This window comes from Fulvimonas soli, assembly GCF_003148905.1.
Lineage (GTDB): Bacteria > Pseudomonadota > Gammaproteobacteria > Xanthomonadales > Rhodanobacteraceae > Fulvimonas > Fulvimonas soli.
Map to the genome: position 1 here is coordinate 400,245 of NZ_QGHC01000002.1, position 10,796 is coordinate 411,040.

A 10,796-nucleotide genomic window follows, 5' to 3' on the forward strand; every position below is an offset into this window, starting at 1 on the left:
GGGAGAAGGCATGAGGGCAAGGTTCGGAAGGGGGGAAGTCGACTGGCGGCGCCTGCTGCCGCTGGCCGCCGGCACGCTGCTGGTGCTGCTGGGCCTGTTCTGCGCCTGGCAGGCCTGGCTGATCGCCGACGAGGGCAGCGCCAACGAGCGCGTGCACCGCGCGCAGGACCAGCTGGTGCAGTCGCTCGGCGCGGAGATCGCCGCCGAGCGCGCGCGCGCCGCCGAGGCGGTGGGCTCGGTCGACCCCGTGGTGCGGGGCGATCCCGCCCTGCTCGCCGCCGCGGTGCGCCGCCGCCTGCCGGAGGCGCTGGCGGTGGAGGTCTACAGCGCCGGCCTGGACGAGGTGCTGCACGCCAACTACCGCGAGTTCGGCTACGCCAAGGCGGCCCAGCTGCTGGCCGCGCAGACCGCCGAGGGCGCGCCGCCGATGCAGAGCGTGAACGCCGCCGGCGGGCGCCGGCTGAGCCTGGTGCTGCCGTCGGGGCCGGCCGGCCGGCCGCAGGCCTGGGTCTGGCTGGAGCTGCCGTTCGCGCCGCTGCAGCAGCGTTTCGCCGCCGTTCCGCCGGCGGGCGGCAGACTGGAGCTTCGCCAGGGCGACGAACGCGGCCAGCTGAGCCTGCTGACCGCGGGCGCCGCCTCGGCGACGGCCGAGGCGCTGGCCAGGCCGGTGCCCGGCAGCAGCTTCAGCGTCGGCGTCGCCCTGCCGGAGGCCTTCATCGTGCTGCCGCGCAGCTGGTCGCTGGCGGCGCTGCTGGCCCTGCTGGGGCTGGGCGGCGGCGGTTATCTGCTGTGGCTGCGCGCGCGGTCGCGCGTGCCGCCGGAGCCTGCCATGGAACCCGAGGAGATCATGTTGTCCGACGTGAAAGTGAACAAGCCCGAGCCGCCCAAGCCGGCGGCGCGGGAGGCGGCCCGGCCGCCGGCGGCCAGCCCGGCCGAGGTCGACCCGAGCATCTTCCGCGCCTACGACGTGCGCGGCGTGGTCGGCAAGACGCTGACCCGCGGCGTGGCCAAGGCGCTGGGCCAGGCGATCGGCACGGTGATGCGCGAGAAGGGCCTGCGCGAGATCGTGGTCGGCCGCGACGGCCGCCTGTCCGGCCCGGAGCTGGCCGGCGCGCTGGCCGACGGCCTGCGCGCGGCCGGCGTCGACGTGATCGACGTCGGTGCCGCGCCCACGCCGGTGATCTACTACGCCGCCTACCGCTTCAACACCGGCAGCTGCGTCGCCGTCACCGGCAGCCACAACCCGCCCGACTACAACGGCTTCAAGATCGTGGTCGGCGGCGAGACGCTGTCGGAGGACGCGATCAAGGACCTGTACCGGCGCATCGCCTCCGGCGCGCTGGAGGGCGGCGGCCAGGGCGGCCTGCGCCACGTCGACGTGGTGCCCGACTACATCGAGCGGATCACCTCCGACGTGCAGGCCGAGCGCCGCCTCAAGGTGGTGGTGGACTGCGGCAACGGCATCCCCGGCGCGGTGGCGCCGCAGGTGCTGGAGGGCATCGGCTGCGAGGTGATCCCGCTGTACTGCGAGGTCGACGGCAGCTTCCCCAACCACCATCCCGACCCGTCCGACCCGCACAACCTGGAGGACCTGATCCTCGCGGTGAAGCAGACCGGCGCCGACCTCGGCGTGGCCTTCGACGGCGACGGCGACCGCCTCGGCGTGGTGACCAGGGACGGCGAGATCATCTTCCCCGACCGCCTGCTGATGCTGTTCGCGCGCGACGTGCTGTCGCGCCAGCCGGGCGCCACCGTCATCTACGACGTCAAGTGCACCGGCCACCTCAAGGGCCAGGTGCTCGACGCCGGCGGCAGCCCGCTGATGTGGCGCACCGGCCACTCGCTGATCAAGGCCAAGATGCGCGAGACCGGCGCCGAGCTGGCCGGCGAGATGAGCGGCCACTTCTTCTTCAAGGAGCGCTGGTACGGCTTCGACGACGGCATCTACGCCGGCGCGCGGCTGCTGGAGATCCTCGCCGGCGACCTGGAGGAGCGCACCCCGGAGCAGATCTTCGCCACCCTGCCCAAGGGCGTCTCCACGCCGGAGCTGAAGATCGAGCTGGCCGAGGGCGAGCACTACCGCTTCATCGAGCAGTTCCGCGCCAAGGCCGGCTTCGGCGACGCCACGCTGACCACCATCGACGGCGTGCGCGCCGACTGGCCGGACGGCTGGGGCCTGGTGCGCGCCTCCAACACCACGCCGGTGCTGGTGCTGCGCTTCGACGCCGACAACGCGGTGGCGCTCAAGCGCATCCAGCAGGCCTTCCGCGAGCAGCTCTACCTGGTGGACCCCAAGCTCAAGCTGCCGTTCTGAGGCGGTCTTGAGGAGCGCGCGGGAAACGGAAAGGGCCGGCCATGCCGGCCCTTTCGCCGTTCCGGGTGCAGCATCGGGGCCGCTGGCGGTCTCGCGTCGGGTCGATCGCGGCCGGAGGCCGCTCCCACAGGGGTCTCGCCGGCCTTGTGGGAGCGGCCTCCGGCCGCGAGGCCCGAACCATCGCCCCACGCTCGCCATGCCGCGCCATCGCGCAGCCGGCGTCCACTTCCTCGTGCTTCCCTGGCCTGCGCGCAGTCGGCTCCCCGTGGAGCGCGGGGAGAGATGAAACAGGCCCTCAGGCCGGCGGTTGCTGCGCCGCCTTCAGCTCGCGGTAGCGCTTGAGCTGCGCCGCGGCCTGCTGCTCGGCGGCCGCGCGCGCGGCCTGCTCGCGCTCCAGCGCGTTGCGCTGGCCGGCCACGATGTTGCGCTGCTCGGCGATGCGGTCGTTGAGGAACTTCGGCACCGGCTGCTTGGCGCGCTCCAGGTCGCCGGCGCGGGTCAGCAGGTCGGTCAGCGTCTTCTCCTGGCTGCGCAGGTTGATCCGCGTGGTGTTGATCTGCTGGTCGATGGTGTCCAGCTGGTCCTGCTGGGCGCGCTGGAAGGCGGCCTCGTCGGGGTAGGCCACCAGCATCTGCTCCTCGGCGCGTCGCTGCGCCTCCGCGGCGCGCTGCGCGGCGGCCTGCTGCGCCGCCAGCTTCTGCTGCGCGGCGCGCTCCTCGGGGGTGAGCTGGCGCGGCACGTGCTGCACCACCATGCCCTGGTCGTTGACCAGGTCGTAGCCGAACTTCATCGCCTCGGCGGTGAGGCTGTCGCTGAAGTGCGGCAGGCCCTTGTCGTCCACCCACTTGTAGCGGATGCCGCCGGTGCCGCCCGGCTGCTGGGCATGGGCGGTGCAGGCCGCGGCCAGGACGATGGCGGCGGCGATCGAGATCGGCTTGCGCATGGACTCCCTCCTGCCGGCCAGTATAGCCGGCCGCCAGGCACGGCCACCGCGGCGCGACGCGGCCGCCGGCGCGCAGTGTGACCGGGTTGGCGGCCGCCCTCAGCCCGCCACGCCGTAGCGCTCGCGGTAGGCCAGCAGGCGGGCATGCTCGGCGGCCAGCTCGGGCCGCTCGCCGGCGTAGGCGAGCACGTCGGCGAAGGTGGCGATGGCGATCACCGGGATGCCGTAGTCGCGCGTCACCTCCTGCGCGGCGGACAGCTCGCCCTGGCCGCGCTCCTGGCGGTCCAGCGCGATCAGCACGCCGGCGGGCGTGGCGCCGTGCGCGCGGATCAGCGCCAGCGACTCGCGCACCGCGGTGCCGGCGGTCATCACGTCGTCGACGATCAGCACGCGGCCCTGCAGCGGCGCGCCGACCAGCACGCCGCCCTCGCCGTGGTCCTTGGCTTCCTTGCGGTTGTAGGCCCAGGGCAGGTCGCGGCCGTGGCGGTCGGCCAGCGCGATCGCGGCGGTGGCGGCCAGCGCGATGCCCTTGTAGGCCGGGCCGAACAGCATGTCGGCGGCGATGCCGGACTTCTCCACCGCCGCCGCGTAGGCGCGGCCGAGCCGGGCCAGCGCGGCGCCGGAGTCGATCCGGCCCAGGTTGAAGAAGTACGGGCTGGCCCGCCCGGACTTGAGGGTGAATTCGCCGAAGCGCAGCACCTCGCGCTGCAGGGTGAGCTCGATGAAGTCGCGCTGGTAGTCGTGCATGGGGTCGCGTCGCGGTGGAGGGAAGGATGTCCGGCGGGCGGCCATGATATCGCCCCGGCGCGCCGCGTCGCGGTTGCTATGATGGCCGCCGGTTCCCGGGAGCGACGCATGCGCATCATCAGCTTCAACGCCAACGGCATCCGCTCGGCCGCCAGCAAGGGCGTGTTCGACTGGCTGCGCGCGCAGCGCGCCGACGTGGTGTGCCTGCAGGAGACCAAGGCGCAGGAGGACCAGCTCGGCGACCCGCAGTTCCGCCCCGACGGCCACCATTGCTTCTACCGCGACGCCAGCAGCAAGAAGGGCTACAGCGGCGTGGCGATCTATGCGAAGCGCGAGCCGGACGAGGTGCTCACCACGCTGGGCTGGGAACCGTTCGACAACGAGGGGCGCTACATCGAGGCGCGCTTCGGCAGGCTTAGCGTGGTGTCGCTGTACGTGCCCTCCGGCTCCTCCGGCGAGGAGCGCCAGCAGTTCAAGTTCAAGGTGATGGACTGGCTCGCGCCGATCCTCGACGCCTGGCTCGGGAGCGGCCGCGACTACGTGCTGTGCGGCGACTGGAACATCGTGCGCAGCGCCAAGGACATCAGGAACTGGAAGTCCAACCAGAAGAACTCCGGCTGCCTGCCGGAGGAGCGCGCCTGGCTCAACGAGCTGGTCGAGCGGCGCGGCTGGGTGGACAGCTACCGCACGCTGCACCCCGAGGGCGAGGACTACACCTGGTGGTCCAACCGCGGCCGCGCGCGCGAGAACGACGTGGGCTGGCGCATCGACTACCAGATCGTCACGCCGGGCCTGCGCGAGCGGCTGAAGAGCTGCTCGATCTACCGCGCGCAGCGCTTCTCCGACCACGCGCCGTACACCGTCGACTATGCCGACTGAGGGCGCGCCGCCGGCCGCCGCGCCGGGCCGCGGCTGGCGCGTGCTCAGCGTCGGCCTGCTCGGCTTCTCCTCCGGGCTGCCGCTGGCGCTCTCGCTGAGCACGCTGCAGGCGTGGTTCACCACCGCGGGGCTGAGCCTGAAGGCGATCGGCTGGGTCACCCTGATCGGCCAGGCCTACGTGTTCAAGTTCCTGTGGGCGCCGCTGCTGGACCGCCTGCCGCTGCCGTTCCTGGGCCGGCGCCGCGGCTGGATCCTGCTGATGCAGCTCCTGTGCGGCGGCGCGCTGCTGGCGATGAGCGCCTACACGCCGCAGGGCGCGGCCACCACCATCGCCTTCTTCGCGGTGCTGCTGGCGTTCGCCTCGGCCACCCAGGACATCGCCTACGACGCCCACCGCACCGACCTGCTGCCGCCGGCCGAGCGCGGCTGGGGCACGGCGTTCTCGCAGGGCGGCTACCGCCTGGCGATGCTGGTGTCCGGCGCGCTGGCGCTGATCCTGGCCGACCGCGTCGGCTGGGCCTGGACCTACCGGCTGATGGGCGCGCTGATGCTGGCGGCGACGCCGGTCACCCTGTGCTCGCCCGACGCGCCCGACGAGCGGCCCGCGCGCAGCTTCGCCGAGGCGGTGGTCGAGCCGTTCGCGGACTTCTTCCGCCGCTACGGCGCGCTGGCGCTGGCCTGGCTGGCGCTGATGGTGCTGTACAAGCTGTGCGACGCCTTCGCGCTGTCGCTGTCCACCACCTTCCTGCTGCGCGTGCCGCAGTTCACGCTGACCCAGGTCGGCACGGTCAGCAAGACCTTCGGACTGGTCGCCGGTCTGCTCGGCGCGCTGGCCGGCGGCTGGGTGGTGACGCGGCTGCGGCTGTACCACGCGCTGCTCGCGCTGGGCGTGGCGCAGGCGCTGGTGAACCTGGGCTACATCTGGCTGGTGCACAGCGGGCCGGACGTCGCCGCGATGGCCACGGTGGTGTCGGCCGAGTATTTCTTCAGCGGCTTGGGCAGCACCGCCTTCGTGGTGCTGGTGACGGCGCTGTGCAACGTGCGCTTCTCCGCCACGCAGTACGCGCTGCTGTCGGCGCTGTCGGCGGTGGGGCGGGTGTTCCTGGGGCCGCTGGCGGCCTGGCTGGTACCGCGGGTGGGCTGGTCCATGTTCTTTGCGATCACCGCGCTCTCGGCCATCCCCGGCCTGCTGCTGGTGGTGGCGCTGCGCCGGGCGATCGCCGCGGCCGAGCTCACCCGGTCACACTGAGACTGCCAACCGCGCCACGGATCGGCGCGGGGCCTGTTCCGGCAGGGGGCGGCTGTGCCACGATCCGCCGCGCAGGGGGTGTATGGGAATGGATGGGAGCGCGCGCTCGTGCCGGACCTCGTCATACGCCATATCGACACGCTGATGGCCGAGCGCATCAAGGCGCTGGCCAAGGAACGGCAGTGGTCGATCAACGACGTGGTGCTCAACGCCCTGCGCAGCGGCCTGGGCATGAGCGCCGCCGGGCAGATTTCCGCCGAGACCCTGGTCGATCCCGGCAGCCTGGTGCTGGCCGGGCATTGGGACGCGAAGGAGAAGGCCGCCTTCCAGGAGGCGATGCAGGCGCTCTCGCTGACGCCGCCGACCCAGCTCGCGCCGGAGCAGGGCCGCTAGCCGTCCCGCGGCGCCAGGTGCAGCGCGCCGAGCACGCGCGGGCCGCGCGCGCCGGTGACGGCGGGCAGGTTGCCGGGCCGGCCGAGCACGCGCTGGCGCGCCAGCCAGGCGAAGGCGGTGGCTTCCAGGTAGTCCGGGTCGACGCCGTGCTCCGCGGTGCTGCGCACCGCGCGCGGCGCGAGCAGCGCGCGCAGGCGCGCCAGCAGCAGCGGGTTGTGCACGCCGCCGCCGCAGACCAGCACGTCCTCGGCCGCGGCGGCGTGGCGCGCGATCGCCTCGGCCACGCTGCGCGCGGTGAGCTCCAGCAGGGTGGCCTGCACGTCGGCCGGCGCCAGCGCGGCCGCGCGCGGCTGCCGCTCCAGCCAGGCCAGGTGGAAATGCTCGCGGCCGGTGCTCTTGGGCGGCGGCAGGGCGAAGTAGGGATCGGCCAGCAGCGCGTCCAGCAGCGCGGCGTCGACGCGGCCGGCGGCGGCGAAGGCGCCGTCGCGGTCGAACGGCTCGCCGCGGTGGCGCAGGCACCAGGCGTCGAGCAGCCCGTTCGCCGGGCCGGTGTCGAGGCCGAGCACGCCGCCGTCGGCGCCGAGCACGGTGATGTTGGCGATGCCGCCCAGGTTCAGCACCACCCGCGCATGGCCGGGACGGGCCAGCAGCATGGCGTGCAGCGCGGGCAGCAGCGGCGCGCCCTGGCCGCCGGCGGCGACGTCGGCGCGGCGGAAGTCGGCGGCCACGTCGATGCCGCAGCGTTCCGCGATCACGCTGGGATCGCCCAGCTGCAGGGTGAAGGGGAGCTCGCCCTGCGGGCGGTGGCGGACGGTCTGGCCGTGCGAGCCGATCGCGCGCACGGCGCGCGCTTCCACGCCGCAGCGCGCGAGCAGGGCCTGCGCGGCGTCGGCGAAGCAGCGGCCGATGGTGACGTCGAGCCGGCCGAAGGCGTCCAGGTCGAGCGCGCCTTCGCCCTGCGCCACGGCGAGGATGCACGCGCGCAGCTCGTGCGGCCAGGGATGGGTGAGCGCGCCGTGCAGCCGCGGCGCGGCGTCGGCGAAGGAAACCAGCGCGGCGTCGATGCCGTCCGCGCTGGTGCCGGAGATCAGGCCGAGATACGGCGCCGCGGCGTCGTCCACGCGGCGTCAGTCGTCGTTGCGCGCGGTGGAGCCGAGCCGGGCGAGCTTGATGTTGGCGTCCAGTGCCTTCAGTCGCGCCAGCTGCGGCTGCACCACCTCGGCCTTGAAGCGCGCCAGCTGCGCCGCGGGCAGCGGCTCGGGCTTGGGCAGGGTCACCGTCTGCGGGTCGCGCTGCACGCCGTTGACGCGGAATTCGTAGTGCAGGTGCGGGCCGGTGGCCAGGCCCGTCATGCCGACGTAGCCGATCACCTGGCCCTGGCTCACGTGCTGGCCCACGCGCTCGCTGGCGAAGCGCGACATGTGGCCGTAGGCGGTGCTGATGGTGCCGTTGTGCTGGATGACCACGAAGTTGCCGTAGCCGTTCATCCAGCCCTTGAACTTGATCACGCCGTCGCCGGCGGCGTGGATCGGCGTGCCGGTCGGCGCGGCGTAGTCCACGCCCTTGTGCGCGCGCATGCGGCCGAGGATCGGGTGCAGCCGCGCCACGCTGAAGGTGGAGGAGATGCGGGTGAAGTCCACCGGGATGCGCAGGAACGACTTCTGGATCGGCCGGCCGTCCTCGCTGAACCAGCCGTAGCTGCCGTCGGCCTTGCGGAAGCGGTAGGCGGTGTAGCGACGGCCCTGGTTGACGAACTCCGCGGCGATGATGTCGCCCTCGGCGAGGTAGCTGCCGTCGCGGTACACGTCGTCGTAGACCACGGTGAAGCTGTCGCCCTCGCGCAGGTCCTGCACGAAGTCGATGTCGTACTTGAACAGGTCCGCCAGCTTGCCGACCATCGCCGCGCTCATGCCGGCCTTGGCGCCGGCGGCGAACAGCGAGCTGTCGATGGTGCCGTGCGCCACGTGCTCGCGGCGCTCCATCTCGCGCGCCTGCACGACCAGCGTGGGCTTGGCGCCGTCGAAGCGCACGGTGGCGCGGCTGGCCTGGTCCTTGTCGAAGCGGAAGCCGCGCAGGCCGCCGTCGTTGCCGAGCAGGAAGTCGAACTCCTGGTGCGGGCGGATGTTGTGCAGCGCGCTGGCCGCGCCGCCGGCCGCGTCCATCACCCGCTGCAGGTCGGCCAGGCTCAGGCCCTGGCCCTGGAAGATGTCCGACAGCGTCTGGCCCGGCTGCACCTGCACCACGCGCCAGTCCTCCACCGTCGGCGCCTGCATGGTCGCGGCCGGCGCCTTGGGCAGGGCCAGCGGCAGCAGGTCGTGCGCGGGCGCGGTGGCTTCCGGGCGCATCGCGCTGGCCCAGGCCGGCAGGATGAAGCCGGACAGCGCGGTGATCAGCAGCGCGGTGCCGGCGAGCACCCAGCGCTCGCGGTGCCAGCAGATCGGCTCGCCGTCATGGTGGCTGAAGGACCAGTGCGCGCACCGTTCGTAGAAGCGGGAGTGGCGTCGCTGCGCCTTGCGGCGGATGGCCTGTTTGCGCGCCGCACGCGCGATCTGCTTGCCCTCACCCATGCCCTGTCTGCCCCGTGTTGCGAACTGCCAGCGGCCGGTACCATAACGGCCTTGTGGAAATGGCGTCAACGCCTTTTCGATCAAAGGTTTGCGTGCATCTTCTGATTAACGCACAATTAACGCCTTGACGCTCCCCTAAGGGTGGTCTAACGGCCGCCTCCACCCGGTCCTTGAGGAAGGCATGAACGCATTCGAGCAGGCGCTGGCCACCATCGCGCGTGGCGCCGACGAGATCATCAAGCAGGAAGAGCTGGCCGAGCGCCTCAGGCGCGGACGCCCGCTGCGCATCAAGGCCGGCTTCGACCCCACCGCGCCGGACCTGCACCTGGGCCACACCGTGCTGCTCAACAAGATGCGCCAGTTCCAGGACCTGGGGCACCAGGTGATCTTCCTGATCGGCGACTTCACCGGGATGATCGGCGACCCCACCGGCAAGAACGTCACGCGCAAGCCGCTCAGCCGCGAGGACGTGCTGGCCAACGCCGAGACCTACGCCAGCCAGGTGTACAAGGTGCTCGACCGGGAGCGCACCGAGGTGCGCTTCAACTCCGAGTGGTTCGGCAAGATGGGCGCGGCCGACATGGTCAGGCTCGCCGCGCAGCACACCGTCGCGCGCATGCTCGAGCGCGACGACTTCGCCAAGCGCTACGCCGCGCAGCAGCCGATCGCCATCCACGAGTTCCTCTACCCGCTGGTGCAGGGCTACGACTCGGTGGCGCTGCAATGCGACGTCGAGCTCGGCGGCACCGACCAGAAGTTCAACCTGCTGATGGGCCGCGCGCTGCAGGAGCACTTCGGCCAGCCGCCGCAGATCGTGCTCACCATGCCGCTGCTCGAAGGCCTGGACGGCGTGCACAAGATGTCCAAGTCGCTGGGCAACTACATCGGCATCAACGAGCCGGCGATCGACATCGTCACCAAGACCATGAAGATCGACGACGCGCTGATGTGGCGCTGGTTCGAGCTGCTCAGCTTCGAGGTCTCGCTGGACGAGCTGGCGCGCATGAGGCGCGACGTCGAGAACGGCGCGCTCAACCCGCGCGACGCCAAGCTGCGCCTGGCGCGCGAGCTGGCCGCGCGCTTCCACGACGCGGCCGCGGCGGAACAGGCCATCGCCGGCTGGCACGCGGTGGTGCGCGGCGAGGGCGACACCTCGCTGCTGCCGCTCAGCGAGATCGTGGTGCCTGCCGAAGGCCTGCGCCTGCCCGCGCTGCTCACCGCGGCCGGGCTCACCGCCAGCAACTCGGAGGCGAACCGCAAGCTCAAGGAGCGCGCGGTGCGCATCGACGCCGAGGTGGTGGAGGACGCGCAGCGCAGCTTCGCCGCCGGCTTCGAGGGCGTGCTGCAGGTGGGCAAGCGCAACTTCGCGCGCGTGCGGCTCAAGTCGGCCTGACGCGCGCGCCGCGCCCGTCGCGCAGATTTTTTCGGCCGGCGCGCTTGCCAAAGGCGGCGCGCCTCTCTACCATTCGCCGCCCTCGCCGCCGCATCCCCGGCACGGCAACTCCCTCGCCGACGAAATTCTCTCGCGATGGTGTTGACGGCCCCCAAAAGGGATGTAGAATGGCGGGCTCACCGGGACGAAAGGTTCCGGAGCGGTTCTGAAGAGGGAGCCGCAAGTGATTGATCTTTGACAGTGTGCACAGGTGACTTGTGTGGGCGCCTTGCGGTGGACGGGATGACTGTCCACAGATGCAAGCGTCCAAC

9 protein-coding genes are annotated in these 10,796 nt (G+C 72.3%); 5 read left to right on the top strand and 4 right to left on the bottom strand.

What is annotated here, in order from left to right:
* Positions 1–10 precede the first annotated feature (10 nt).
* Entirely contained in the window at positions 11–2,314 is a 2,304-nt protein-coding gene (locus tag C7456_RS03895) for a phosphomannomutase/phosphoglucomutase (RefSeq protein ID WP_109722440.1), read from the top strand.
* Positions 2,315–2,609: 295 nt separating this feature from the next.
* Here the strand turns inward: C7456_RS03895 and C7456_RS03900 are convergent, their stop codons facing one another.
* Both C7456_RS03900 and pyrE read right to left on the bottom strand, forming a co-directional pair.
* Positions 2,610–3,257 (bottom strand): DUF4124 domain-containing protein, encoded by a 648-nt coding sequence (locus C7456_RS03900; RefSeq protein ID WP_109722441.1) that lies wholly within the window; start codon positions 3,255–3,257, stop codon positions 2,610–2,612.
* 99 nt (positions 3,258–3,356) lie between these two features.
* Positions 3,357–4,004 (bottom strand): orotate phosphoribosyltransferase, encoded by a 648-nt coding sequence (gene pyrE, locus C7456_RS03905; RefSeq protein ID WP_109722442.1) that lies wholly within the window; start codon positions 4,002–4,004, stop codon positions 3,357–3,359.
* A 108-nt stretch (positions 4,005–4,112) separates the two neighbouring features.
* Between pyrE and C7456_RS03910 the strand changes: the two genes are divergently transcribed.
* From C7456_RS03910 to C7456_RS03920, 3 genes are all read left to right on the top strand, one after another.
* Complete coding sequence (locus C7456_RS03910; RefSeq protein WP_109722443.1) at positions 4,113–4,883, top strand: exodeoxyribonuclease III; 771 nt, start codon at positions 4,113–4,115, stop codon at positions 4,881–4,883.
* On the top strand, positions 4,873–6,132 hold the full coding sequence (locus C7456_RS03915) for an AmpG family muropeptide MFS transporter (RefSeq protein ID WP_109722444.1): 1,260 nt from the start codon (positions 4,873–4,875) through the stop codon (positions 6,130–6,132). Before C7456_RS03910 ends, C7456_RS03915 begins: the two co-directional genes overlap by 11 nt.
* Positions 6,133–6,240: 108 nt before the next feature.
* Positions 6,241–6,525 carry a hypothetical protein gene (locus C7456_RS03920; RefSeq protein WP_109722445.1) on the top strand — a complete coding sequence of 95 codons (285 nt, stop codon included), beginning with the start codon at positions 6,241–6,243 and terminating at the stop codon, positions 6,523–6,525.
* Here C7456_RS03920 and C7456_RS03925 read toward each other — a convergent pair.
* Positions 6,522–7,646 (bottom strand): anhydro-N-acetylmuramic acid kinase, encoded by a 1,125-nt coding sequence (locus tag C7456_RS03925; protein WP_109722446.1) that lies wholly within the window; start codon positions 7,644–7,646, stop codon positions 6,522–6,524. The genes C7456_RS03920 and C7456_RS03925 overlap by 4 nt on opposite strands.
* A gap of 6 nt (positions 7,647–7,652) precedes the next feature.
* Positions 7,653–9,092, bottom strand: a complete 1,440-nt coding sequence (locus C7456_RS03930; protein ID WP_109722447.1) for an OapA family protein — start codon at positions 9,090–9,092, stop codon at positions 7,653–7,655.
* A 181-nt stretch (positions 9,093–9,273) separates the two neighbouring features.
* Here C7456_RS03930 and tyrS point away from each other — a divergent pair, with 181 nt between their 5' ends.
* Positions 9,274–10,485, top strand: coding sequence for a tyrosine--tRNA ligase (gene tyrS, locus C7456_RS03935; RefSeq protein WP_109722448.1), 1,212 nt, complete (start codon positions 9,274–9,276; stop codon positions 10,483–10,485).
* Positions 10,486–10,796: the final 311 nt, after the last annotated feature.

Coding starts and splice junctions, on each gene's coding strand:
- C7456_RS03895 (WP_109722440.1), top strand. CDS start 11: ATGAGGGCAAGGTTCGGAAGGGGGGAAGTCGACTGGCGGCGCCTGCTG.
- C7456_RS03900 (WP_109722441.1), bottom strand. CDS start 3,257: ATGCGCAAGCCGATCTCGATCGCCGCCGCCATCGTCCTGGCCGCGGCC.
- pyrE (WP_109722442.1), bottom strand. CDS start 4,004: ATGCACGACTACCAGCGCGACTTCATCGAGCTCACCCTGCAGCGCGAG.
- C7456_RS03910 (WP_109722443.1), top strand. CDS start 4,113: ATGCGCATCATCAGCTTCAACGCCAACGGCATCCGCTCGGCCGCCAGC.
- C7456_RS03915 (WP_109722444.1), top strand. CDS start 4,873: ATGCCGACTGAGGGCGCGCCGCCGGCCGCCGCGCCGGGCCGCGGCTGG.
- C7456_RS03930 (WP_109722447.1), bottom strand. CDS start 9,092: ATGGGTGAGGGCAAGCAGATCGCGCGTGCGGCGCGCAAACAGGCCATC.
- tyrS (WP_109722448.1), top strand. CDS start 9,274: ATGAACGCATTCGAGCAGGCGCTGGCCACCATCGCGCGTGGCGCCGAC.